This is a genomic window from Corynebacterium sp. 20-84 (assembly GCF_053479455.1).
The window spans coordinates 124,757-149,631 of sequence record NZ_JBRBCB010000005.1 but is presented as its reverse complement, the minus strand read 5'-3'; the positions used below and the strand labels follow the sequence as shown (position 1 = coordinate 149,631).

The 24,875-nt window shown below is 61.7% G+C and carries 24 protein-coding genes and 1 tRNA gene; 16 read left to right on the top strand and 9 right to left on the bottom strand.

The features are described from left to right. The first annotated feature begins 10 nt into the window (after window positions 1–10). Genes ACUY2Y_RS05450 through ACUY2Y_RS05435 form a run of 4 tightly spaced genes read left to right on the top strand, consistent with a single transcriptional unit; the run spans window position 11 to window position 3,837 of the window. On the top strand, window positions 11–754 hold the full coding sequence (locus ACUY2Y_RS05450) for an SDR family oxidoreductase (protein WP_448325136.1): 744 nt from the start codon (window positions 11–13) through the stop codon (window positions 752–754). A 27-nt stretch (window positions 755–781) separates the two neighbouring features. Continuing rightward, on the top strand, window positions 782–1,291 hold the full coding sequence (locus ACUY2Y_RS05445; protein ID WP_448325135.1) for an FxsA family protein: 510 nt from the start codon (window positions 782–784) through the stop codon (window positions 1,289–1,291). After that, window positions 1,288–2,895 carry an apolipoprotein N-acyltransferase gene (gene lnt, locus ACUY2Y_RS05440; RefSeq protein ID WP_448325134.1) on the top strand — a complete coding sequence of 536 codons (1,608 nt, stop codon included), beginning with the start codon at window positions 1,288–1,290 and terminating at the stop codon, window positions 2,893–2,895. Before ACUY2Y_RS05445 ends, lnt begins: the two co-directional genes overlap by 4 nt. 36 nt (window positions 2,896–2,931) lie before the next feature. Continuing rightward, window positions 2,932–3,837: a polyprenol monophosphomannose synthase gene (locus ACUY2Y_RS05435; RefSeq protein WP_448325133.1), complete on the top strand. Its 906-nt coding sequence runs from the start codon at window positions 2,932–2,934 to the stop codon at window positions 3,835–3,837. An 82-nt stretch (window positions 3,838–3,919) separates the two neighbouring features. Here the strand turns inward: ACUY2Y_RS05435 and ACUY2Y_RS05430 are convergent, their stop codons facing one another. Further along, the gene (locus tag ACUY2Y_RS05430) at window positions 3,920–4,303 is read right to left on the bottom strand and encodes an RNA polymerase-binding protein RbpA (protein ID WP_210571938.1); all 384 of its coding nucleotides are present in this window, start codon (window positions 4,301–4,303) and stop codon (window positions 3,920–3,922) included. A 148-nt stretch (window positions 4,304–4,451) separates the two neighbouring features. Between ACUY2Y_RS05430 and ACUY2Y_RS05425 the strand changes: the two genes are divergently transcribed. Beyond that, entirely contained in the window at window positions 4,452–4,772 is a 321-nt protein-coding gene (locus ACUY2Y_RS05425; protein ID WP_448325132.1) for a hypothetical protein, read from the top strand. 21 nt (window positions 4,773–4,793) lie between these two features. After that, window positions 4,794–5,492, top strand: coding sequence for a YceI family protein (locus ACUY2Y_RS05420; RefSeq protein WP_246874833.1), 699 nt, complete (start codon window positions 4,794–4,796; stop codon window positions 5,490–5,492). 140 nt (window positions 5,493–5,632) lie between these two features. Here the strand turns inward: ACUY2Y_RS05420 and ACUY2Y_RS05415 are convergent, their stop codons facing one another. Continuing rightward, complete coding sequence (locus tag ACUY2Y_RS05415; protein WP_448325131.1) at window positions 5,633–6,949, bottom strand: class I SAM-dependent methyltransferase; 1,317 nt, start codon at window positions 6,947–6,949, stop codon at window positions 5,633–5,635. Window positions 6,950–7,071: 122 nt separating this feature from the next. Here ACUY2Y_RS05415 and ACUY2Y_RS05410 point away from each other — a divergent pair, with 122 nt between their 5' ends. The 3 genes from ACUY2Y_RS05410 (at window position 7,072) to ACUY2Y_RS05400 (ending at window position 10,012) form a co-directional block, all read left to right on the top strand. Further along, window positions 7,072–8,472, top strand: a complete 1,401-nt coding sequence (locus ACUY2Y_RS05410; protein ID WP_448325130.1) for an NAD(P)/FAD-dependent oxidoreductase — start codon at window positions 7,072–7,074, stop codon at window positions 8,470–8,472. A gap of 36 nt (window positions 8,473–8,508) precedes the next feature. Then, window positions 8,509–8,724: a hypothetical protein gene (locus ACUY2Y_RS05405; protein WP_448325129.1), complete on the top strand. Its 216-nt coding sequence runs from the start codon at window positions 8,509–8,511 to the stop codon at window positions 8,722–8,724. A 214-nt stretch (window positions 8,725–8,938) separates the two neighbouring features. After that, window positions 8,939–10,012, top strand: a complete 1,074-nt coding sequence (locus ACUY2Y_RS05400; protein ID WP_448325128.1) for a magnesium and cobalt transport protein CorA — start codon at window positions 8,939–8,941, stop codon at window positions 10,010–10,012. 7 nt (window positions 10,013–10,019) lie between these two features. Here ACUY2Y_RS05400 and ACUY2Y_RS05395 read toward each other — a convergent pair whose 3' ends face one another. Then, window positions 10,020–10,454, bottom strand: a complete 435-nt coding sequence (locus ACUY2Y_RS05395) for a PaaI family thioesterase (RefSeq protein WP_448325127.1) — start codon at window positions 10,452–10,454, stop codon at window positions 10,020–10,022. Between the two features lie 117 nt (window positions 10,455–10,571). On the opposite strand from ACUY2Y_RS05395, the gene gndA reads away from it, so the two are divergent. From gndA to ACUY2Y_RS05365, 6 genes are read left to right on the top strand one after another with little or no spacing between them, the layout of a single operon-like run. Beyond that, window positions 10,572–12,074 (top strand): NADP-dependent phosphogluconate dehydrogenase, encoded by a 1,503-nt coding sequence (gene gndA, locus ACUY2Y_RS05390; protein ID WP_448325126.1) that lies wholly within the window; start codon window positions 10,572–10,574, stop codon window positions 12,072–12,074. Between the two features lie 38 nt (window positions 12,075–12,112). Continuing rightward, on the top strand, window positions 12,113–13,426 hold the full coding sequence (locus ACUY2Y_RS05385) for a DEAD/DEAH box helicase (RefSeq protein ID WP_448325125.1): 1,314 nt from the start codon (window positions 12,113–12,115) through the stop codon (window positions 13,424–13,426). 6 nt (window positions 13,427–13,432) lie between these two features. Continuing rightward, window positions 13,433–14,815 (top strand): hemolysin family protein, encoded by a 1,383-nt coding sequence (locus tag ACUY2Y_RS05380; protein ID WP_296144879.1) that lies wholly within the window; start codon window positions 13,433–13,435, stop codon window positions 14,813–14,815. Continuing rightward, window positions 14,812–15,864: a hemolysin family protein gene (locus ACUY2Y_RS05375; protein ID WP_448325124.1), complete on the top strand. Its 1,053-nt coding sequence runs from the start codon at window positions 14,812–14,814 to the stop codon at window positions 15,862–15,864. The genes ACUY2Y_RS05380 and ACUY2Y_RS05375 overlap by 4 nt, the downstream gene beginning before the upstream one ends. An 8-nt stretch (window positions 15,865–15,872) precedes the next feature. After that, the gene (locus ACUY2Y_RS05370) at window positions 15,873–16,733 is read left to right on the top strand and encodes a 3-methyladenine DNA glycosylase (RefSeq protein WP_448325123.1); all 861 of its coding nucleotides are present in this window, start codon (window positions 15,873–15,875) and stop codon (window positions 16,731–16,733) included. Between the two features lie 39 nt (window positions 16,734–16,772). Continuing rightward, window positions 16,773–18,215 carry a vWA domain-containing protein gene (locus ACUY2Y_RS05365; RefSeq protein ID WP_448325122.1) on the top strand — a complete coding sequence of 481 codons (1,443 nt, stop codon included), beginning with the start codon at window positions 16,773–16,775 and terminating at the stop codon, window positions 18,213–18,215. Window positions 18,216–18,291: 76 nt separating this feature from the next. Here ACUY2Y_RS05365 and ACUY2Y_RS05360 read toward each other — a convergent pair whose 3' ends face one another. From ACUY2Y_RS05360 to secA2, 5 genes are all read right to left on the bottom strand, one after another. Then, window positions 18,292–18,864, bottom strand: coding sequence for a MerR family transcriptional regulator (locus ACUY2Y_RS05360; RefSeq protein WP_448325174.1), 573 nt, complete (start codon window positions 18,862–18,864; stop codon window positions 18,292–18,294). A gap of 117 nt (window positions 18,865–18,981) precedes the next feature. Next, entirely contained in the window at window positions 18,982–19,602 is a 621-nt protein-coding gene (locus ACUY2Y_RS05355; RefSeq protein WP_448325121.1) for a bifunctional nuclease family protein, read from the bottom strand. A 6-nt stretch (window positions 19,603–19,608) separates the two neighbouring features. Continuing rightward, window positions 19,609–20,343, bottom strand: a complete 735-nt coding sequence (ftsR, locus tag ACUY2Y_RS05350; RefSeq protein WP_448325120.1) for a transcriptional regulator FtsR — start codon at window positions 20,341–20,343, stop codon at window positions 19,609–19,611. Between the two features lie 100 nt (window positions 20,344–20,443). Then, window positions 20,444–20,875, bottom strand: coding sequence for an oxoglutarate dehydrogenase inhibitor Odhl (gene odhI, locus ACUY2Y_RS05345; protein ID WP_259900046.1), 432 nt, complete (start codon window positions 20,873–20,875; stop codon window positions 20,444–20,446). Window positions 20,876–21,005: 130 nt separating this feature from the next. Then, window positions 21,006–23,303: an accessory Sec system translocase SecA2 gene (gene secA2, locus ACUY2Y_RS05340; protein WP_448325119.1), complete on the bottom strand. Its 2,298-nt coding sequence runs from the start codon at window positions 23,301–23,303 to the stop codon at window positions 21,006–21,008. Window positions 23,304–23,410: 107 nt separating this feature from the next. On the opposite strand from secA2, the gene ACUY2Y_RS05335 reads away from it, so the two are divergent. Continuing rightward, window positions 23,411–23,487, top strand: a tRNA-Pro gene (locus tag ACUY2Y_RS05335). A gap of 119 nt (window positions 23,488–23,606) precedes the next feature. Here ACUY2Y_RS05335 and ACUY2Y_RS05330 read toward each other — a convergent pair. After that, window positions 23,607–24,686, bottom strand: a complete 1,080-nt coding sequence (locus ACUY2Y_RS05330; RefSeq protein ID WP_448325118.1) for an HNH endonuclease signature motif containing protein — start codon at window positions 24,684–24,686, stop codon at window positions 23,607–23,609. Window positions 24,687–24,875: the final 189 nt, after the last annotated feature.

Sequence of the window (24,875 nt, the reverse complement as noted above, 5' to 3'; positions counted from 1 at the left end):
GTTGGCCACCATGAGCTCGCAGACGAACACGCACGGCATGGTCCTTCTGCTCGGCGGAACCAGCGATATCGGCGGGGAAGTGGCAGAACGCATCTGCCACGGCCGTCACGTGGTGCTGGCGGCACGGAATACGGGGGCGCTGGGGGACGTCGATAAGCGTCTGCGCGATGCGGGCGCAACGAGCGTGCGCTCGCTCGAATTCGATGCGGCCGATCTCGCATCCCACCGCCTACTCGTGGAACGCGCCGCGGAATCGGGTCCGATCACCGACGCGATCGTCGCCTTCGGAATCCTGGGCGACCAGGCGCGCGCAGAGCACGACGAAGAGCATGCCGCGCACATCGCCGTCATCGACTACGCCGCGCAAGTCAGCATGCTGACAGTGCTTGCCGACGTCATGGACCGCGGCCACATCTTCGCCTTCTCATCCATCGCTGGGTGGCGTGCCCGGCGAGCGAATTATGTGTACGGCTCGACGAAGGCTGGGCTCGACGCATTCTGTCAGGGGCTTGCCGACCGTCTCCACGGCACCGATCTGTCGCTGATCACCGCGCGTCCTGGTTTCGTGATCGGCTCGATGACCAAGGGCATGAAACCAGCGCCATTGTCGGTGACCCCTGATGTGGTCGCTGACGCCGTCGTCGCGGCAATGGGGAAGGGGAGTCGCACCGTGTGGATCCCGCGCGCGCTTCAGCTCCTCGCGTGGGTGATGCGCTGTGTGCCACGCCCGATCTGGCGGCGGATGCCCCGGTAACCATGCACCGGCAGGTAGTCTGTGCCCATGCCGATTATCGCGTATTTCCTGATCGAAGCACTCGCGTTCTGGGGAGTGAGCCAGCTGATTGGCGTCGGCTGGGCGCTCTTCGGAATTTTCGCACTCATGCTCGTCGGCGCGCTGGCTGCCTCGCCCACACTGCGCTCCGAACTCGCCCGCGCCCAGGCCGGTAACGGGTCCGTCGGGCAGTTCGCCGGCGGCACCGCGCTCGTCGCTGCTGGCTGGGCGCTGGCGATTCTGCCGGGGTACGTCACCTCCGTCATCGGCTTGCTGCTGCTTCTGCGACCCACGCGCGAGCTCGTCCGCCGGTCCTTGGCGAAATCCCTGCAGAAACGAATCGAAGATTTCGGCGTCCAGGTCTACGACGCCTCCCCGATGAAACGCCACAGCGCTTCCTATGGCACCTTCGGCGACGGTGGTGACGTCATCGACGCTGAACCTGAACCGTCCGATGAAGACATCTCGAAGTGGTCGGAAAATGCACGCCCTGAAGACTTCGGAGACCCTCAGAAATGACGACTGCTGCACGCACCGATTCGCCCAGTTTCTCACCGAGGCTCGCGAAAATCGCCCGTATTCTGCTCGCGGGGCTCGGCGGGGTGGCTGTCTACTTCTCCTATGAGCCCCACGGCTTAGCTTTCATGGGCGTTCTGGGCATCGCGCTGTTCTACCTCGCGCTCGCACCGTGGCCCGCTATCCGTCATGGCTCTCACCCTCCCGCTAAGTTCGGCGCGTTGCTCGGTTTCCTCCACGGCTTTTGCGCTTATGTTTTGCTGCTGCCGTGGGTCGGCGAATTCGTCGGCGCGCTGCCGTGGATCGCGCTATCGATCACCCTCGCACTCTGGTCGATCGCGACGGGTCTGTTCGGTGTTCTTGTCGCGCGCTGGCGCTACGGCTTCATCGCCTTCGCCTTCGTCTATTCGGCAGTGGAATTCTTGCTTTCGTCGTTTCCCTTCGGCGGTTTTTCCTGGGTGCGACTGGCGTGGGGTCAGATCAACGGTCCGTTGGCGGACTACGCGCCGTGGGGCGGACCGGCACTCGTGACCTTCATGACCGCGTTGCTCGGCGCGTCCTTCGGCGCCATCCTGCTGTCCTTTGCCGGCGATGAACGGCTGAAGAAGACGCCGGCGACGGCCACGACCGGAATCATCATCGGTCTCAGTCTTCTGGCCGGGCTGGGCGTGAATACTCCCGGCCCCACGACCGACGAGGTGAAAGTCGCCGCGGTGCAGGGCAACGTGCCGCGCATGGGATTGGATTTCAACGCGCAGCGACGCGCTGTCCTTGCCAACCACGTCAATGTAACCAAAGACCTCGGCGCGAGCGGGGAGAACCCCGATCTGGTGTTCTGGCCGGAGAACTCATCCGACGTGAACCCGTTCCGGGACAGGGAAGCGCGGGACTTGATTACTGAGGCGGTCGACACTGTCGATGCACCCGTCCTCGTGGGCACCCTAACCAAGGACGAGGTCGGGGACCGCAACACCGCCGTCGTATTCGATCCGGATACCGGCGCCGGGGACATGCACCACAAGCGTTTCTTGCAGCCTTTCGGCGAGTGGATGCCCATGCGGGATTTCTTCCGCATCTTCTCCTCGTATGTCGACATGGCCGGTGATTTCAAGCCGGGCGAAGGCGACGGAACCGTGCGGATGGGCGATCACGTCGTCGGCGTGGCCACCTGCTACGAAGTAGCATTCGACGCCGCCTACCGCGACGCGGTCAAGGCAGGTGCCCAGATTCTGACAACGCCGACGAATAACGCCACATTCGGCTTCACCGACATGACCTACCAGCAGCTGGCGATGAGCCGGATGCGTGCCATCGAGACCGACAGGGCAGTGGTGATATCAGCCACGTCTGGGGCGTCCGCCATCGTGCATCCCGACGGCACGGTATCCCAGGAGACCGAGATCTTCACTCCTGCCTACTTGGTCGAGGATCTGCCGCTGCGCGATTCCGTCACTTTCGCCGTCCGCTACGGCCAGTTCATCCAGTGGCTACTCGCAGCAGCCGGCATTGCAATCATGCTCGCCGCGAGCGTGGGTGCACGGCGCGGGTATGCTTCTAGCAGGAGCCAGCAGTTGGCGGACACCGCGCAGGCTGACAACGACAATTAAGTGACCCAGACAGGGCGAAGGAAACGGAGACACACTGTGGCAGAGAAATCGACCGATTCGACTCTCGTGATCATCCCGACCTACAACGAGGTGGAGAACCTGCCTCTGATCATCGGTCGTGTGCGCGAGTCGAACCCGGACGTGGACATTCTGGTCGTCGACGACAATTCTCCCGACGGCACCGGCGATAAGGCCGACGAGATGGCCGCTGAGGACAGTCACGTCAACGTTATTCATCGCGAAGAGAAGACGGGCTTGCTAGGCGCCTACACCGCGGGCTTCAACTGGGGGCTCGAGCGCGAATACAACGTCCTGTGCCAGATGGACGCGGATGGCTCTCATGCGCCGGAACAGCTGGAGCGCTTGCTGTCGGCAATCGACGAGGGCGCGGACCTGGTCATCGGTTCCCGCTATGTCGACGGCGGCGAGGCCGTCAATTGGCCGAAGAACCGTTACCTGCTGTCGAAGCTGGGCAACCTTTACATCTCCATGGCGCTCGGCGACGATGTGGCGGACATGACCGCCGGCTACCGCGCATTCCGCCGTGAGGTTCTCGAGACGATCGACCTGGACACCTTGTCCAAGAAGGGCTACATCTTCCAGGTCGACCTCGCTGACCGCGCCGTCCAGGAAGGCTTCGATGTGCGCGAGGTGCCCATCACCTTCGTCGACCGCGAGCTCGGCGAGTCCAAGCTCGACGCGAGCTTCGCAGGCGAATCCCTGGCTGAGGTCAGCAAGTGGGGCTGGAAGCGTCGTTCCACTCAGCTGACTGAGGTAGCCAGCGAGCTTGGACGCCTGGGCCGCTACCAGCTCGACGAGCTAGGCGTGAACAAGATTCCTGGCAAGGTCACTCGCGCTGCTGGTGTGGCCGGCGACCTGTTTGAAGAGGGCGCCAAGCTTGCCAAGTACGAGCTGCAGCGCTTCATCAACAACCGCCACTAAGCCTGGCTAGTCCTACCCACACGCACGAAAACGCCGGCAGGAAATCTCCTGCCGGCGTTGTGCTTTTCGGGGAAAGGAACGTCTACTTCGCTTTCTCCTGCGCTTCCTTCTGCTCCTTGGCAATGCGAGCTGCGGTACGGCGGCGCTTGCGGAGCTGCTCCAGACGCTCCTCGAGCAGCTCGTCGAGCTCCTCAAGGCTGCGGCGTTCACGGAGCATGTCCCAGTGGGTGCGGGGTGGCTTCACCGGCTTGGATTCGACGCCTTCGCCCTCGACGAGGGTGCCCACCTGGCCGTTCTTGCACGGCCATTCTTCGGGAATCTCGGCATCGTCGGCGAACGGGATCTCGTAGATCTCGCCGTTCGGGGTGCGGTATTTTGCCATCCTGCGCGGCGCGAGATCGTGGTCACGATCAGTTTCGTAGCTCACTGCGCCCATGCGGCTACCACGTAGCACCCGATCAGCCATGCTGCATCTATCCCTTCGTCGAAAATTCAGTCGCGAGCTTAAAGTATAACGGCCATAATCTCTAACGCGCCGACCGCGTGGTTTGTTCCGCGGAATGGCTGTCGCGCCGCAGCAACGACTTTAAGTGGGGATATGATCGAGAGCGATCATGAACCAGCACACTGACGCTCCGCCGACCTGCCAATACTGCAGCAAGGAGATTCAGCTCACACCGGGACGCGGTCGTCCGCGAAAATATTGCAGCGACTCGTGCAAGCAGCGCGCCTACGAGCAAAGACACCCCGTAGCGCCAGGTCAGAGGCCTACGCGGACAATTAGTGGGGAAACCTTGCGGGATAAGCTCTTTGAGCTCCGGTGCGCTGCCGAGGATATTGCTACAGCATCGAGTGAGGGTGCGGAGCACACTGAGATTCAGTCTCTGTGCGACGAGCTGGTTACCATGGCTAAGAAGCTCGAGAGGCTGCAATAAGGCAATCAGAGAGGAATGCTCATGCGCACGCGCAACCAGAAACTCATTGTCATCGGCGGCGTGGCGGTCATCGTCGTACTCGCGTTGTTGGCGTTGGTGCCGCTGTTCATTTCGCTCGTTTCGCACCCAGGTGTGAAGACCGACGGCATTGATGCGGACGGTGCGAAGGCAGCGTCGACCGATGTGGACGGCGAGTGGGTCGTCACGACCAAACCAGGCAAGAACATGACATCGGCCGGGTTCACGTTCTACGAATTGCTGCCGGGCGACGAGCGGACCACATCGGGCTCCACACAAGACGTGGAGGGCGAAATGACCATTGAAGGCGGCTCATTGACTGCCGGTAAGGTGACCGTGAATATGGGCAATATCGTCACGGATAAAGATGTCCGTGACGAAAATGTGCGTAGGAAGATCCTTCACACGGAGGAGTATCCGGAATCCACATTCGTTCTGACGGAGCCTGCCGATGTGTCGCAGCTCCCGGAAGACGGAACTGCCGGCACAGTGACGCTCACTGGAGATCTGACCATTCACGGTAAACCGAACAGCATTACCCAGGAGTTCAACGCGCTGCGGACCGGAGACAATGTGATCGTCCATGCCGATGTGCCGATCAACCGCCTGGACTACGGAGTGGAGACGCCGGAATTCGTCGCGGCAAAGATCGCTGAGGATGGCGAGATCAACATCCGACTGAAACTCGAGAAGAAGAGTTAGCGCTCAGGCGCAGGTTCAAGAAGTGCTTGCTGCCTGCGCATTATCTATATCGGTCCGATAATGTACATTATGTCAAGTATCGTTGGGGGGTGCCTGCCCGGCCCTGCGCGGTGCTACACGTGTGTGCGGATCCGCCTCTCCTACCTCACACCGCGGCGATGGCGATGCGTGAGGGTCAGCTGAACCACATCGAGCATGCCGGCATGGGCCATGGCTTCACGTAGCGCGAGCTGCCACATCCAGAGCCTGCGGTACACGGCATCAAAACCGTCGGCTGCGGCCTCGCGCAATTGGCTCTGGAACACAGTTCGTTGGTGCTTCAGCGACAACTCCAGATGATCTGGCGCGTGGGTCTGCGCAATGACGCGCAGCCCGCTGCGGGAATCCACGGTCTTCCGGATCTGATCCACGGTCTGATAGTTCAGCGTCGGCCAGATATACGCGCGCAATGATTCCAGCGCAGACTGTGCCGCAGGAGTCATCTTCCCCGTCGCGACCACGGTTTGGAGGGCGGCGCGGCCGGAGCGGGCCAACAGGCCGTCGATAAGCGCGAAATAATGCGCTTGAACGCGCGTGGGCATCGTCTCGAGGTGTTCAGCGGACACGACCGCGTCGTAGCGCGCTTTTCGACGATCCATGCCCCGTGGCAGTCCCTCCACGACATTGAGATGAACGGCGTCCTCTGCCCCGCCGAGCGTCAACCTTTCGCGCAACGTGCGTACGACAGCCGGGTCGGTGACGATCGAATCGACCGTGGCGCGGCGCCCTGCGGCGGCGATGGCCACGGCCCCGCCCGAAGACGGCACCTCGGCTAGGTGCGTGCCGGGATGGACCACCGCGGCGTCGAGCAGCATGCCTACGCTGCGAGCTTGCGCGTCAGCGAGATCGAGTTTCTCTGTCTCGAGCGGCGCGCTGTAGTTAGTCTCCGAAACAAAATAATTCTTCGGCTCCTTGCCGCGCCCTGCGCTCGGCGAATGCGATGGCACGCTCACCCGCTCCATCGTGGGCACGCCTGTTGCGAAATGACCGGCGAACGCGCTCATTCCGTCACCAGAGAACTTTGCGACGAGCTCCGGTGGCACCTCGCCCCCGCTGAAACGCGCCTCTCGGCCGAGCGTGGTCTTCGGGTTGAACCCGACTTCCAGCAACTTGCTCACGACATGCACGAGCGCATCAGGCGTTTCCGTGCGCCACTCTCCTGCCATGTATCCCTCGGCAAGGCCGATCCACCCATTGGCGGCAATGCGGTCGAACAACTCTGCATGATCGACGACGAGATCGGGTTCATTGTCGGGGTCGAGCTCTAATCTCGCGCGTGCGCACGCTCCCGCGAAAGCGGCCTCCGCGCGGCGGGCGCGCCAACCCATGAAACGTCCCGTGCGCACTGACGCGATATTCGGCCACTGCTGAGCATCGACGGTGGCTAAGTGCATGGGGATCGCGGGGTTGTCGGACACGCCGTCTACCATAGACCGACGGCAGCCCGCCTCATGGGAGCCACGGCGCGCGGAGAATAGAAACGGGCGTATGATCTCATGGCGGATAAGCGTGCAATTGCTACAAAGAGGAGTACAGATACATGTCGGATAAGCCCTACCGCCCCGCAGGAAACCGCCACCACGTCGTCATCATCGGTTCCGGCTTCGGCGGGCTCTTCGCAGCTCGCGAACTAGACGGCGCGGACGTGGACGTCACGTTGATTAGCCGCACCAACTTTCACCTCTTCCCGCCCCTGCTCTACCAGGTGGCCACGGGTCTGCTGTCCACCGGCGAGATCGCTACCTCGACCCGCCAGATCCTGGGCAAGCAGAAGAACACCGACATCGTCCGCGGCGACGTCACCGACATCAACCTTGACTCCAACACCGTCACCTTCGAAGAGGGCGAGTCCACCCGCACCTATGAGTACGACTCACTCATCGTGGCTGCCGGTGCCGGCCAGTCCTACTTCGGCAACGACCACTTCGCCGAGTTCGCTCCTGGTCTGAAGACTCTGGACAATGCTCTCGAGATCCGCTCCCGCCTCGTCACCGCCTTCGAGCGCGCCGAGACCACAGAGGATCCGGAAGAGCGCGAGCGCCTGCTCACCTTCGTCATCGTCGGTGCAGGTCCGACCGGTGTCGAGCTTGCAGGCCAGGTCGCCGAGATGGCGCACCGCAGCTTCCGCGACGAGTACTCCAACTTCCGCCCGTCGAGCGCCAAGATCATTCTTCTCGACGGTGCGCCCCAGGTGCTCCCGCCGTTCGGCAAGCGTCTCGGCCGCAAGGCGCAGCGCGAGCTGGAGAAGATGGGCGTCACCGTCCGCCTCAACGCGATGGTGACCAACATCGACGAGACCACGGTCACCTACAAGGACATGAAGACCGAGGAAGAGACCACGATCGATTCCTACACCAAGATCTGGTCCGCTGGTGTCGCCGCTTCCCCGCTGGGCAAGACCGTCGCCGAGCAGGCCGGCCTCGAAGTCGACCGCGCTGGCAAGGTCCCGGTGAACCCGGACCTCTCCGTCGGCGAGCACCGCAACGTCTTCGTCGTCGGCGACATGATGAACCTGGACAAGCTTCCGGGCGTTGCCCAGGTGGCTATCCAGTCCGGCGAGTACGCCGCGAAGGCGATCAAGGCAGGCGTCGAGGAGAATCAGGAGCCGGACCAGCGCGAGGCTTTCGAGTACTTCGATAAAGGCTCCATGGCGATCGTCGGCCGCTTCCACGCCGTTGTGAAGATGGGCAAGGTTGAAATCGCCGGCTTCCTGGGCTGGATCATGTGGCTGCTCGTCCACGTGTCCTTCCTGGTGTCCAAGCGCAACCGCATCGTGTCCATGTTCACGTGGACGCTCAATGCGCTCACCCCGAAGCGCTACAACCTCCCGACCACTCTGCAGCAGATGCACGCGCGTACTGCCCTGCTGAATTTGGGTAAGGTGACGGACAACGACACCGAGAAGTTCTCGGAGTTGCGCGACACCAACGGCGAGAACTAGGCACCTCTTACCTCTCACTCACGGACGGAGCACGTAATGGCGGGCGTTGATATTCCCCTCCTGTTATTTATCGGGTTCGTCATTCTCATGGTGCTCACGTTCATTGGTGGGGTGGTGATCTTGGCACTCTTGCCTGGGAAATCGAAGGCCGAGCGCCGGCGCGAGCGACAGCGCGCGCAACGCAGGGCCCTCTTCAACCTAGGGTCTGACACGCTGCTCGATTTCTACCGAAAGAAGGGGCCGCGTCTCTGATCCCAGTTGCGTGCTCAGCGGGCAGCGGCTTGATCATTTTCATGCGTTGCACCTGCGACCGTGTCCAATGCCACGGATCTCGGTGCACGTTTCACCGCGGGCGGGGCGTATGATCTGTTTAGTTCAAAGCCGGGGTGGCTGGGTTCGTCGATAAGCGAATGCCCGCCCACACTCCGGCTGCCCTGCCGCCGAGAATGTGAAGAAGGGGGTCGCTATGCCGCCGAAACTTCCTCTATCCCGCAATAAAGCCAAGGCACAGACGAAGCAGGCCCATCGCCCCGTTCCGGTCCCGGTGGAACGTTCTGTCGATTTCTGCCGCGTGTTCGTCGAAGGCAAAGCCTTGCCGGGATCGATGCACTACACCGCCGCGATGGAGCGCGTGAAAGAAGCGGAAAACGGCTATGTGTGGCTGTCGTTGCACGAGCCGAGCGCCGACCAGATGGAGCGGGTCGCACAAGAATTCGGCATCCACGACCTCATCGTGGAGGATGCGGTTGCCGCGCACCAGCGTCCGAAGGTGGAGCGCTATGGCGAACAGCTTTTCTTCGTCATCCGTACTGTCACCTACCGGGACGACGAGGAAGTCTCGGACTTGCGCGAAATCATTTCGACCGGCGAGGTGCAGATGCTCGTCGGCGACGACTTCGTCATCACCATCCGCCATGACACGCAACTGCCGAACCTCACCCAAGAGCTGATCGAGGACCAGGAGATTTCATCGCTCGGCCCAGCCGCGGTCGCGTGGAAAGTCGCTGACCATATCGTGGAGAACTATATGAAGGTCACCACCTTCCTCTCCAGCGACGTCGACGAACTTGAGAACGAGGTCTTCACGCCGCGTCAGCTGATCAACATCGACAAGATCTACATGTACAAACGTGAGGTCTTGGAGATGCGCCACGCCACCGACCCGCTCGGCCCAGCATTGCGCTCCGGCCTGACCTTGAACAAGGACTTGCTGAGCAAACCGATTCGCTCATACCTGCGCGATGTGCAGGATAACGCGATGATCGTCAGCGATAACGTTTCCGGATTCGACGAGCGGCTTTCATCGCTTCTCGACGCCTCCGTGGCCAAGGTCTCCATGCAGCAGAACTCCGACATGCGCACGATCTCTGCTGTCGTCGGCATGGCGGCGCTGCCGACCATGATCGCCGGTGTGTACGGCATGAACTTCGAGTACATGCCTGAACTCGCATGGCGGTTCGCCTACCCCGTCGTGCTTCTGGTGATGTTCGGTTCGATCCTGGGCATGTACTGGTGGTTCCGGAAGAACCACTGGCTCTAGGGGTGGCTTAAGCGTCCATCACCATTGTGCGGAGGGTGGACACGGCGACGAGTTTGCCGTCGCAACGCATTTCCGTTCGCCACAGTTGAGTGCGTCGGCCCACGTGCACCGGTGTCACTTCAGCCTCGATGACTTCGTCGGTGACGCTTCGGAGCAAATCGGTGCTGTTGTTCATACCCACGACTGGGCCGCCAGCCGCTACGAAGCCCGCGAACGAGCCCATCGTCTCGCCGATGGAACAGAACACTCCCCCGTTGACCACCCCGGCCGGCTGGTGGTGCTTCGGCGCGGCCTGAACGGTGGCGACCATCTTCTCCGGGCCGAATTCGGTGAATGTCAAACCGATGAATGAGTCGAATTCGGTGGCGGCGGAGTTGAGCATGGCGAGTTCTTCTTCACCAAGCTGGCGGTTTTGCAGGTGTTTCAGATCATTGATGTGCATAGAAACTGACTTTAGCAACGAAACTAGTGCTTAAAGTCACACTTTTCGGAAGCTGATCTGAAAAATCCGGGCACGGGTTGGCTCCCCGGCTGATACTGCGTGCGTATGCTCAAGGACATGACTTCGAATGACTCTTCTTCCGCTAACGCTGCTTCCAACGGTGCCAATGCTGCCGGTCAGGCTCAGATCGGTGTGGTGGGCATGGCCGTAATGGGGTCGAATCTGGCCCGCAATTTCGCTTCCCGCGGCCACACCGTGGCTATTTTCAACCGCTCTCCTGAAAAGACCCGCGCGGTGATGGAGCAGTACGGCGACGAAGGCTCGTTCATTCCGTCCGAGACCATCGAGGACTTCGTGGCTTCCTTGGAGCGTCCGCGTAAGGCCGTGATCATGGTTCAGGCCGGCAAGGCTACTGATGCGGTGATCGACCAGCTGGTTGAGGCTATGGACGACGGTGACATCATCATCGACGGCGGCAACTCCCTGTTCACCGACACGATCCGCCGCGAGAAGGAAGTCGCCGCTAAGGGCCGCCACTTCGTCGGCGCGGGCATTTCCGGCGGCGAGGAAGGTGCACTTCGCGGCCCGTCGATCATGCCTGGTGGACCGAAGGAGTCCTGGGAAACACTCGGTCCCCTGCTTGAGGACATCTCCGCGAAGGTCGACGGCACCCCGTGCGTGACTCACATCGGCCCGGACGGTGCCGGACACTTCGTCAAGATGGTCCACAACGGTATCGAGTACGCCGACATGCAGGTCATCGGCGAGGCCTACCACCTGTTGCGCTATGCCGCTGGCATCGAACCGGCGGAGCTGGCGGAGATCTTCTCCGAGTGGAACCAGGGCGACCTCGACTCCTACCTGATCGAAATCACCGCTGAAGTTCTGCGCCAGGTCGACGCGAAGACTGGCAAGCCGTTCATCGACATCATTGTCGACGCCGCTGGCCAGAAGGGCACCGGTCGCTGGACAGTCAAGGAAGCGCTGGATCTCGGCGTGCCCACCACCGGCATCGGCGAAGCTGTTTTCGCCCGCGCACTGTCCTCGGCGCTCGCTCAGCGCGAGGCAGTCAAGCAAACCGGGCTGCCGTCTGGCGAGACAGCGACGCTGGAGTCCCTCGGAGTGGACAAGGCTCAGTTCGTCGAGGATGTCCGCCGTGCGCTCTACGCCTCCAAGCTCGTCGCCTACGCCCAGGGCTTCGATGAGATCAACGCTGGCTCCAAGGAGTACGGCTGGGGCCTTAAGCCGCAGGATCTGGCCACCATCTGGCGCGGCGGCTGCATTATCCGCGCGAAATTCCTAAACCGCATCACCGAGGCGTACAACAACGATCCGGAGTTGCCGTCGCTGCTGCTCGACCCGTACTTCCGCGGCGAGCTGGAAAACGGCCTGATCGATTCCTGGCGCCGCGTGGTCATCACCGCAACGCAGCTCGGTCTGCCGATCCCGGTCTTCGCGTCAAGCCTGTCCTACTACGATTCGCTGCGCTCCGACCGCCTGCCTGCGGCATTGATTCAGGGCCAGCGCGATTTCTTCGGCGCGCACACCTACAAGCGCGTCGACATGGAAGGCACCTTCCACACGACGTGGTCGGGCGAGCGCGAGGAAATCACCTACTAAACCGCACACGCCGCGGGGAGATCGGTAGACTCCCCTCGGTGCCTTCTTTTTCTGATTTAGGGCTGCCGCAGCCCATCGTGAACGTCCTGGATGGCCAGGGCATTACCGAACCTTTTCCCATTCAGCAGGCCGCGATCCCAGCTGTGATTGACGGCCGCGATGTCCTCGGTCGTGGCCCCACCGGCTCCGGCAAGACGTTTACTTTCGGGCTTCCGATGCTCGCGCTCCTCGCCGGCAAGCCTTCTCGCCCGGGGCATCCGCGCGGACTGATTCTCGCGCCGACGCGTGAGCTCGCCGCACAGATCCGCCAGCGTCTCGACGAGCCGGCAGCTGCCGTGAACCTCCGCGTCATCGAAGTCGTCGGTGGCGTGAACATCAACAACCACATTCGTTCCCTCGCCGCCCCCGTCGACGTTCTCGTGGCCACGCCCGGTCGCGCACAGGACCTCATCGACCAGGGAAAGCTCAGCTTCGACGCAGTCGAGATCACAGCTCTCGACGAAGCCGACCAAATGGCAGACATGGGGTTTTTGCCCCAAGTTCGAAAGCTTCTCGACGCCACGCCCGCCACCGGCCAACGTCTGCTTTTCTCGGCGACGCTGGATGGTGACGTCGATAAGCTTGTGCGCCGTTACCTCGATGATCCCGTAACGCACTCGACTGCGCCCGCCGCTGCGGCCGTGGATTCAATGGAGCACTATCAGCTTCTTGTCGGCGACCGCGAGGCGCGCAATGCGATCGTGCCGCTCATCGCCGCGCGCGATGGGAAGACCATCATGTTCATGCGCACGAAGCACGGCGTCGACCGGCAGGTGAAGAAGCTGCGGCGCGTCGGCATCAATGCGCAGGGGCTGCACGGCGACAAGGGCCAAGGAGCGCGCACGCGCGCCATCGAAGGCTTTGCCGACGGTTCCCTGCCCGTGCTCGTTGCCACTGATATCGCCGCACGCGGCATCGACATCAGCGATGTCTCCCTCGTCGTCCACATCGACCCGCCTGCTGAACACAAGGCTTACCTGCACCGCGCCGGCCGCACCGCGCGTGCCGGCACCTCGGGGACCGTTGTCACCCTCGTTATGGACGAGCAGCGCAAAGACGTCGACCAGCTCCTGCGCAAAGCCGGCGTGGAAGCAAAGAAAGTCAAGGTTACCGCCGACTCTGCCGAGCTTGCTAAGATCACGGGAGCGCGTGAGCCCAACGGTGAACCGCTCCCCCCGCCGGGCCAGACCACGGCACCCTCGACCTCGCGCAATCGGCGCGGGCGGCAACAACGCAACGCTCACACTCAGAAAAACCGCAACGGCAACGGTGGGCGCCGCCGGAAAAGGAGTTCCAGGCGCAACGAGCCTTAAACACCCATGGACATATTGATCTCCATTCTCGCCCTGATCGGCTTCGTGCTGCTCACGGCATCTACCGGCCTTTTCGTCGCGATCGAATTCGCGATGACGGGCCTTGAACGCTCCACCATCGAGTCTCACGTCCAGGAAAAGGGCGACAAGACCGCCCGCGCTGTGCAGCGCGACCACGGCAATCTCTCGTTCGTGCTCTCCGGCGCGCAGCTCGGCATCACCATCACGACGCTGGCGACAGGTTTTCTCGCTGAGCCCGTCCTCGCGCGATTCTTTGGGCCGCTTCTTGAACTCGTCGGGTTGAGCGAATCAGCCGCGCGCCCCGTCGCCTTAATTCTCGCCCTCATCGTGGCCACGACGCTGTCGATGGTCTTCGGCGAGCTCGTGCCGAAGAACCTGGCGATCTCCAATCCTTTGCACACCGCACGCTTCGTGGTTCCACCGGTGAACGCGTTCAACACCGTGTGTGCCTGGTTCATCAAGGGCCTCAACGCGTCGGCGAACTGGTTCGTGCGCAAACTCGGTATCGAGCCGGCGGATGAATTGGCTTCTGCCCGTTCGGGCCCGGAGTTGGGCGCCATGGTGCGTAGCTCTGCTGAAGCCGGCGGGTTAGATGCCGCGACTGCGAAAATGCTCGACCGATCGCTCCAATTCGGCGAGACTACGGCGGAAGAGGTCATGTCTCCGCGCTCTACGGTGAACTCTCTCGACGTCGAGGACACTGTCAGCGACCTGATCGCCCTGGCCATCGAGACCGGGCACTCCCGCTTCCCTGTCCGGCGCGGCGACCTCGACGACACCGTCGGGCTCGTGCACATCAAAGACGCTTTCTCGGTGCCTCGCGACGAGCGCGCCACGACCCTGCTCGGATCATTGGCGAAGCCGGTGTCTTTCGTGCCGGGCACCCTCGACGGCGACGCCGTGCTCAACCAGGTCCGTTCCGCAGGTTCGCAGATGGTTCTCGTCGCGGACGAATACGGCGGTACCCAAGGCCTTGTCACCATCGAGGATGTCGTCGAGGAGATTCTCGGCGAAGTCTACGACGAGCACGACGACCGCGAATCCGAGCGCGATTTCCACCGCTTCGGCTCTTCCTGGGAGGTCTCTGGTCTCGTCCGCCTGGATGAACTGGCGGAACGCACCAGCTACCTCGCGCCTGACGGCCCGTACGAGACATTGGGTGGACTGTTCATGTCGGCCCTTGGCCGTGTGCCCCAGGTTGGCGACACAGTGCTTCTGCCAGTTTCCGATAACGAAGTACAGGACGATTTCGAGTCCGGTAACGCAGGTCGCTGGCTCGCCCGCGTCTCTGTGATGGAAGGCCGCCGCCTAGATAAGGCGATTCTCACGCCTATCTCCGACGAGGATGCTGCGAGGTGGTCCGCATGAGCATTTGGGTAGCAGCACTACTCATCATCGCGCTGCTTTTGGCCAACGCTTTCTTTGTTGCGACCGAATTCGCGCTGGTGTCTTCCCGCAAGGATCGCCTCGAGTCCATGCTCGCGCAGGGCAAAAAGGGCGCGCGCAGGGCCTTGAATGCGACCGAAAACCTTTCGATTTACCTGGCCGGTGCCCAATTCGGCATCACCATCGCATCGCTGATCCTGGGTAAGGTCGCCGAGCCGGCTATCGCGCACTTTCTTGAGTATCCGTTCACGGAGCTCGGTGTGCCGGAGAACCTGCTGCACCCGATCGCATTCGTGATCGCCCTGCTGATCATCACGGTTCTGCACATCATTTTCGGCGAGATGATCCCGAAGAATATCGCGATCGCCGGCCCAGAAACTCTCGCTGTGTGGTTGACCCCGATGATGAATGTGTGGGTGAAGCTCACCCGCCCGTTGATCTATGCGCTCAATGAGCTCGCTCGGTTCACGCTCAAGCTTGTTGGCGTGGAGCAGCGCGATGAGCTTGATTCCACTGTGGACCAAGAGCAGCTGGCGAATATGATCCAAGAATCTCGCCAGGAGGGCTTGCTGGACGCCGAGGAGACGGCCCGGCTCGCTAACGCTTTGTCCACGGAGCACCGCAGCTTCAAGGAAGTGATGATCCCCATCGACCAGGTGGTGACCATCCCCCATTCCCGCGGCGGTACTCCTCTTTCCGCGTTGGAGAAGGCTGTCCAGGAAACGGGGTATTCCCGTTACCCGGTGGAAGGTTCCGCTGGTGCACTGGTCGGGTATATCCACGTCAAGGACGTTTTGGACCTGCTGGAATCCGATGCTGCGAACCCGGTAATTCCGCAGAACCGTATCCGCAGGCTCAGCATTGTGGACGGTTCCGGCAGCTTGGACGATGCTCTCACCTCGATGCACCGCCGTTCCGCACACATGGCGCAGGTGCGCGATAACGGCGAGCTGGTCGGTGTGCTCGCGCTCGAGGACCTCATTGAGGAATACGTCGGCACCGTGTCCGACTGGACCCACGAGGACGATTGACCCAGGCTATGCAGCAGCTCACCCGCGCTCAATGGACCGACCGCATGAAGCGGCACGAGCAGCGTGCGCGCGAATGGATCGATCCTCACCTGCAGCGTCGCTCGCGCGGGGAGAAACACCCGATCTGGGACTTTCTGTTCGACTATTACTCCATTCGCCCGTCGCGCGTGTTGCGGTGGCATCCAGGACTGCACGCAACGCTTATCGACGCCACCGATGCACCCCACACCCGCTGGCGCGATTACACGGTCAACCAGGACGGCACTGTCTGCGCTGATGTCGATAGCTTCCTTTCGCACCGCGGCAATGCGATGGACAAGGTGCTTACCCTCCTGCGTGCCTCAGAAGATAACCGCGCCCAGTTCGACTGTTTCGGCCTGCACGAGTGGGCCATGGTCTACCGCCAAGAAAACCACCGGCACCCGCTCCCCTTGCGTCTGAGTCAGAGGGAGACTGACGCGGTCGTCGAAAAGCACGATATCAAGTGCACCCACTTCGACGCGTACCGATTCTTCACTCCGCCCGCGAAGCCGTTGAATCTGACGGTCCTGAACAACACAACGCGTCCGGCCCACGAACAGGCCGGCTGCCTCCACGTCGGCATGGACCTTTATAAGTGGGCGGCAAAGATGGAGCCACTTGTACCCGGTGAGCTTCTCCTCGATTGCTTCGAGCTCGCCCGCGATATTCGCCTGCTCGACATGGAGGCCTCACCGTACGATTGCCGCGAACTCGGCTATGGTGTCGTGCCGATTGAGACTCAGGAGGGCAAAGCGGAGTACGTCGTCCGGCAGCGCGGTTTCACCGAACGTGCAAAACCCCTGCGACACCGCCTCGTCGCGATCCTTGAAGCGGTTCTTGAGGGCTAAACTGGCCGGGAAGATGTCTGCTCGAAAGGGGCCCAAGCCATGGGACGGCACTCCACCGGAAAGAATAACTACTCTCTGTCCAAGGAGGTCATAGCGCTCCTTGTGGCCATCGCTCTGGTGATCGCTGCCGTTGCGGCATGGCTGTTCCTCCGCGATAACGGCGAGAATTCTGCCGCCGACGAGCAGGCCGAATGCGTCTCCGGCGATCTCCGCCTCCCCGTTGCCGCCGCGAGCAAATCCGTGGGAGAGCAGCTTATCGACGACTACGCCGCCTCCAAACCCGTCGTCCGCGATTATTGCGTGAAACCGGAGTATGTCGACACAATCGAGGAAGCCGCCGTTTATGTCGCACCAGTCTCCCCGGTGACCACCGAAGAAATCTCCGCTGCCGACCGCAGCTCCACCACTAACGACCCCGTCGCTGTCTACGCCTCGCCCGTCGGCACCGCCGCCGCTGAAGCCGCAGCGCCTGCTCTCGAGACCGTCCTCTTCCCCACCGGCGAGCAGCCCGAAACGTCCGCCATCGTCGCACAAGCACTCGCCGAGAACGACGAAACCGCTGCAAAGGCCCTCACCGAGCAGCGTGTCCAAGCCGTTGCATCCGCCGCCGGGGAAAAGGATAAGGCTGTGGCCACTACCGAAGATGCTGCACCGGAAAGCTTCACCTTCACTCCTCTCGACGGCAAAGAGCTGGTTTACACCGCATTCCCTCTGAACACCACCGATGAGGTGAACGAGGAAGAGACCCGCGCTGCCCAGGCCTTTTCCGACTACAGCGGCAAGATGTTTATCGATGCCCACGGCGAAGCCGACACCAATCCGGCAGATGTCAGCGATCCGGTCTGGTCCGCTGCGAAGCCCCAGGGCGGGAAACGCATCACCGACCCGCAGGCCGTCGACGCTGACCAGGACGCTGACGATAACGCTGCAGCCGGCTCCCCCAGCGAACCGAGCAAAACTCTCTTCCTGCTCGACACATCTGCCAACATGAGCGAGTTCAACGACCCGGCTGCTGACGTCATTGACGCTGCCGTCGGCGACATCACCGGCGCCGATCACGAGGTCGCGCTGTGGAACTACTCTTCCCCGCTCACCCCGGGCGTGACCAAGGGTTACCGTGGGAATGTCGCCTTCACCGGTGATGCGGATTCGGTCGCCGGCACTGCCCATCGTTTCATCAACGACGGTCAGCCACAGACCCGCGAGGCCGTCGGCGCGGCTGTCGCCTATGCAGAGACGGAGGCGACCACCGACGCACCGGTCCGTATCGTCCTCATCACGTCGGGCTCCGCCGACACCGCTGACGAGTACGCCGTGCAAGCTCTCGACGAGGCCAAGGACAAGGGTGTATCGCTGTCCATCGTCCGAGTCGGCGACGGCGAGGCCGACGATCAGCTTGCCGACGCCGCCGAGTTCACCACCGATGCCTCCACCCCAGACGACCTCGACGCTGCGATCCGCTCTGCCGCTGGTCTGAAGTAGCCAAAGCAAAAGGGTGCGTCTCCCCCAACTACGGGGAAGCCGCACCCTTAGAAACTAAAGGGAGTACGTGAGGCTCTTAGGAGCTGCGGCGACGACGGCGGTCAGCCAGCTCGTCGAGCGCGACAACGTTGTCGCCTTCGTCCTCGGAAGCGCCGCCGATGCGCTCGGACGGGAAGGCGGAAATGGTGCCGGTGAGTTCCTTGACGATCTGCGGGACGGCGATGCCGAACACGCCCTGGCCACCGCCGAGGAGGTCGATGATCTCGTCGTTGCTGCGGCACTCGTAAACGGTGGTGCCGTCGGAGACGAGGGTGATCTCGGAGATCTCGTTGATACCGCGGTCACGCAGCTTGTCCACGGCAAGGCGGATATTCTGCAGCGAGATGCCGGTGTCGAGCAAGCCCTTGACGATCTTCAGGACCAGGATGTCCTTAAAGGAGTACAGGCGCTGGGAACCTGAACCGGTGGCGTTGCGGATGGACGGGCGAACCAGGTCAGTGCGCGCCCAGTAGTCGAGCTGGCGGTAGGTGATGCCGGCAACCTGGCAGGCAATCGGCACACGGTAGCCGACCTCGTCGGAGGGCCCAAGGTCGAAGAGGGTCTCCTGAACAGGTGCTTCGGCACCGTCGGCGGCGGTGACGTTATCGATCGTATTCACGTAATTACTCCCATGAAGTTTAGGAAAGAGCCTAATGGTTATTTAAAGGCAAGCATATGCTGCGGTCAAGAGCACGGCGTTCAACACGCCGAAGTTTCAACCTCAACTTTAACTATAGGGTTGGTCTTTCCCACTGTCACCTTGAGTATCACCAGTACTCCCGAACCCCAGATCTTTCTCCTCGACGCCCAATTCGCGCATGAGGTTTTCGAAATCCAGGTCCGCCTGCTTATCGCCGCTCGCAGAATTGCCGTGGCCAGCGTTGTCGCTTCCGCTGTCGTCTGCGAATTCCGACGTGAATTCGATGTCGAAATAGTCGGCGGCATCCTCCGCGCTCAACCACAACGAAGCCTGATTCAGGACGTCCTCTTCTACCTCGAGAGGAATATCGAGCATGAGGGAAAGTACCAGCGCATCGGTCGGGCGGCAGTCGAATTCGGCGCCATCTTCCATGGTGACCTGTGCCAGGTACACACCGTTGTAGTAGCTGGTCAGTTCAATCGCAGCGACGCCGGTGGTGGACTGCTCGATGACATCCACCAGCAGATTGTGGGTGTCGGGGCGAGCTGGTTCCCACTCCCCAATCCGGCCGAGCAACTGCGCGCCGCCAACGGGTGAGAGCCAGATCGGCAGGAAACGCCGACGTTCTTCCCACAGTAGGACCGCGCAGAGGAAATTCTCGGGGCCGACGGGAAACACCCCGCACAGAGAAACAGGAACAGTGCTCATGATTGGTTAATTCAGACCGCGGCGAAGCTCGTTCTTCACCAGCGCTGCGTGGAGCGAGACGACCAATGCCGTCATTTGCTGGCTGACCTCGCCGGCTTCTTGCTTGGCGGCAGCCCGACCCGACTTAGCGACGGGATCAGTGACCTGCTCGATCAGGTCCGCCTGACGGCTAGCTGACAGGCGGATGCGCTTCAGGTGACGAGAGTCCAGGCCGAAATCGGTCAACGAGACTGCGGTGGAAACAACGCGGACGTCGTCAAGCGTGAACATGCCTGACGCGTCGGGAACGATCAGACCAGCGTCGATGCACTGGGCGACGACCTGCGGGTCGCAATCGGCCTGCTCGGCGATGTCGTCGTCGGTCAGGCGCGTGGCGGCCGGCGCAGCGAATTGCTCTGGGGCAATGAGCGGATCCGCAGAATTCTGGCCGTTCATCACCGCGGTGACCTTGCCGGAGTCCATGGCCTCGAGCTGTTCGCGGATCACCTTCAGCGGGAGATAATTGTCGCGCTGCGTGATCAGGATATAGCGGAGTCGCTCAACATCGGCCTCGGTGAAGCGACGGTACCCGGACTGGGTGCGCTCCGGGCTGATCAGGCCTTCGGACTCGAGGAAGCGGATTTTGGACACGGTGACATCCGGAAACTCCTCGCTGAGGCACTTGATCACCACGCCGATGGACATGGTCTTCGTGCCCGAGCGGGGTGCCTTGCTCGGCTTGGTCTTCCGGATTGCGCTCACAGTGTTCAATTCTGTCTAACTCTGATCAACAATGACTAGTTTTAATCAGGATTTCCCTGAAAAACTTTCGGTGCGGGGCAAGAAAAGCCCCAATTGCTTCTTAGTCCTCGTCAGCGAGGAACACGAGGCGGAATTTGCCGATCTGGATCTCGTCGCCAGTGGAGAGCGTCTGAGAGTTGCGCGGCTCGCGGTTGACGTAGGTGCCGTTGAGGGATCCCACATCGACGACCTCGAATTCGCCGTCGTTGCGGCGGAATTCAGCGTGGCGACGGGAGACAGTGACATCGTCGAGGAAGATGTCTGCCTCCGGGTGGCGGCCAGCGGTGGTGGTGTCGCGGTCCAGCAGGAAGCGTGCTCCTGCGTTCGGGCCACGCTTGACCACGAGGAGTGCTGCATCTGCAGGCAGGCCATCAGCACCACCGACGTGGTCAGAGGCGGTGCTAGCTCCCGTCTCCATCTCTTTCAGAAGATCCGCACGGAAGACAGAGGTGGTTTCTACCTGTGCCTCCGGTGTACCGGTGTTCTCGCTCATCTCTTCTCCTGACGCTTTCGACGGATACAAGTTCAATTTAAGTCCACGATCATCATACTGACAACTGCCCCCAGCGCGCGGTCGGGACGCGTTTAGACTGGCCACGCCGTGGTCAGCCGCGACCGCAGAATCAGCGGAAAATGCTGGCTATCCCGGATATTACGGAGTTTCCTCCGCCGGCGAGCGGGTTGTCGGAGACCATGTACGTCCACGTCGCGTTCGGGCGCTTCCACCCGGCGTCGGCGAGGTGTGCGCCGGCGTCGTCGATAAGCACTGCGTCGAATGTGTCTACGGCGCGCTCGACGGCACGGTTGGCCAGCTCCTTGAATTCTCGGACGGCGATGCGGTGGAACTCGGTGATCGGCGTCTCGCGCGCGATGGCGCGGAGGTGGATCGATTCGCGCACGTCGTCCATGAGCGCGAGGTGTTCGGACCATTCATCGTCGAGGTGGAAGAGCATGATCTCGCGGGCTGCTTGTTCGAGAACACCCCGATCGATCCCCTGTTCCTCTAACTCTGCAGCGCGCGCGGGATTGCGTTCGGCGAGCTCGCGCCAGGCTTGATCGGTATCCAGCAGCGACGCACGACGCTTATCGACGATCTCCCTGTGGTCCGCCAGCAACTGGTTGTACTTCCAGGTCTGCGCGTGGATCTCCAGCAGCTGGCCCTCGGTGACGCGCTGGCAGTGCTCGATGAAGTCCTGGACGCGCTTCGATTGGATAAGCCCGTTCTCGTCGGGCTGGGCGCTGACGCGCTCATCGGCGCCGCCCGCGGTGACGATATCGTCTTCGAGGGAAACGAAGAAGACGCTAAGTCCCGGATCACCCTGGCGGCCAGCGCGCCCGCGCAGCTGGTTATCCAGTCGCGCAGTCCGGTGGCGCGCGGTGCCGATGACGGCGAGCCCACCGAGCTCGACGACGGCATCGCGGTCGGATTCGTCAGCGCCGCCGAGGCGGATATCGGTGCCCCTGCCGGCCATCTGGGTCGACACGGTCACGCGCCCCAGGTCGCCCGCTTCGGCGACAATGCGGGCTTCCTCCGCGTCGTTTTTGGCGTTGAGGACGTTTACTGTGACACCGCGCTTTTCCAGCGCTTCAGCGAGTGCCTCGGATTCTGCGACATCGTGCGTGCCGACGAGGACCGGCTGGCCCGTGGAGTTAATGTGCGCAATCTCGTCGACGATCGCCGCGAATTTCTCGTCCATCGTGGCGTAAATACGGTCGGCTTCGTCGAAGCGGCGCAGCTCCTTAGCGCGGTCGATGACCGAAACGTGGAGATCGTAGAACTGACGCAACTGATCCGTCGCCTCCACCGCGGTACCGGTCATACCGCACACCAGCGGGTAACGACGCATCAGCGCCTGCAGGGTGATCTGGTCGAGAATGCGTCCGCCTTCGGAGACATCCAACCCTTCCTTGGACTCGACTGCCGCCTGCAACCCGTCGGGCCAGCGCTGGAGCTCAGCGACGCGACCGCGGGAGGCATCCACCAAGTCGATCTTGCCGTCTTTGACGATGTAGTGGACATCTCGGATCAGCAGCGCTTTCGCGTGGAGCGCGAGGTTCACGCGCACGAGAACGGTGCCGATATTCTCGTCCGAATACAGCGAGTCGATACCCAGAGCACGTTCCACTTTGGACGCACCGTCGTCGGTGAGGAAGACATTCCTGCGGTCCGAATCAATGGTGTAGTCCTTGCCTTCCACAAGGTGCGACACTGCCTCGGTGATCTGGCCGGTGGCTTGCTCCCCCGGTTTGGCGCCGGCCAGGACGAGCGGCACCAAGGCTTCGTCGACAAGCACACTGTCCGCTTCGTCGACGAGCGCGACATCGGCTGCGACCTGGACTGTCTGGTCGCGGTGCGTGATCTGGTTGTCGCGCAGGTGGTCGAAACCGATCTCCGTGACGGGCGCGTAGACAATATCGCTGCGGTAAGCGCTCATCCGTTCCTCGCGAGTGGATGCCTCAGTGACTGAGGCGACCGAGAGACCGAAGAACTCGACGAGCGGACGCATCCAGTCCGCATCGCGCGCCGCGAGGTAGTCATTGACCGTGATGAGGTGAACGCGCTTGCCGGTGAGCGCGAACCCTGTCGCCGCCATCGCACCGACGAGCGTCTTGCCCTCGCCCGTGGCCATCTGGATCACGTCGCCTTCGAGCAGACGCAGCACTGCCTGGTTTTGCACCTCGAACGGCGTCATGCCGAGCGTGCGTGCCGACGCCACCGTCAACACCGCCAGAAACTCCGGCTTCTTCTTGATCTGGCCGTCGGCGACCGTCCCCCGGACCGCCTCGACCAACTCCGCATCGCTGCGCTGCTCATAGTCGGCGATCAGACCGTGCGCTTGCGACACGATACCCTTCGACTTCTTGTCGTTGCGCTCAGAAGATGAGCCCATCGCCTTCCAGAACCAGTCAAACTTGCCCATGGGGCAACTTTACGTGACCAGCCGATTACATCAATCACTCGGCCGTGCGGTAATCTATCCGACGTTCCGCGTACGGCGTGCCCATGCATGCCCCGCACGATGAACAACGGGCTGTGGCGCAGTTTGGTAGCGCACTACACTGGGGGTGTAGGGGTCGCAGGTTCAAATCCTGTCAGCCCGACCATTTTCTCCCGCACTGGAAATCGTGTCGCGCGGTTCTGCTAGTGCGGGTTTTCGCTTTTTCAAGCGCCCTTGTTTCGAGAACTTCTTTTCGTTCTCGCCCTGTTTCCGGCCGATTCGTGATCAGATTCTCAGCGGCCCGAACAGCTGGTGCATCGCACCTTTTCTGTTCGGTTCGTTCATCGCCCGGTACCCTCGCGGGGATTTCCAAAACGGTCTGCCCCGGACGTTGACGACCCGGCCCCGTTTTCGTCTCCACGGGGCGTCATCGTTCGTTCTGTTGTGGTACGTGCACAACATGGCCAGGTTGTTCATGTTGGTTTGCCCGCCCCGCGACCACGGCGTTATGTGGTGCACTTCGCAGTTGTCGGCGCCATGCCGGCAATCGGGTACGACACACACCGGCGACACCGCACTAGCCAGCATGCGCTGCTTATCGTTGGCGAATCTTTGGGCACGGTAGGCGTTGACGGGGCCAGCGTGGGCGTCGAAAAGCCCGACGTTCAGCTCCTCGCCGTGGACCCTTTGCAGATATTCGGCGCCACTCATGGTGGTTCCGTTCGTGAGCGTGAGGACCACGTCATCGCCCTTACCATCGATGATGTCCACATAGTCCGGCAGCGGGATCAACACGAACGGGCGCGGTGCCTCGGGAGCGACTCCCCCGCCCTTGTACAGCAGATCGATCAACGCGTCATACATCTGCGGGCTTGCAGGTCTCTGCGCGGTGACCTTTTGCCGCAACGCGGTTTCCAGTGCCGCTATGTCGTGCTCGTCACCCACTACCGAAAGTCGCATCTTTCCTTGCTTCGACTTGGAGATCCGCACGGCATTCTTCGGTACCGGTTCTTCCTTAGCCGGGACTATCTCTTTCGCCCTGCGCTCAAGAGTGTCGTATTGCCCGCGGACACCGAGCAATTCGAACCGCAACGCCCATTTTTCGCCCTCGTCATCGATATGATTCAGCTTTTTCTCGATCAAGTGGAGCTGATCCGCCGTGAATCCCGCCGCGCGTGCGCACTCCACTGCCTTCCGCTGTTTCGCGGTCCACTTCGTTTTACCGAAGTAGACGTCGTTGACTTTCCCCCACTTCCTGACCATCGTCGGATCCAGGCCAGCATCAAGAGCTTTCTGACGGTCGAAACCCGCCAGAAAGTCCATCGGGCTCGCTAGCCCACTCAGCACCGAATCAAATGAAGTCACGCAACAAACGCTAGACCCATCGCGCAGCACTGCCAACCAGGTAGTTTCCAACCTGTGGAGAACGCGAAATTATCCACAGGGCGATTGGTGGGGTTGTTCGTCGATAAGCGAAGAAGCGGCGCGCAACGAGGGAAAACAGACACTCTTAGCGTGGTTCCGAAACCGCGAAATTTTTTCGCGTGTGCGGAA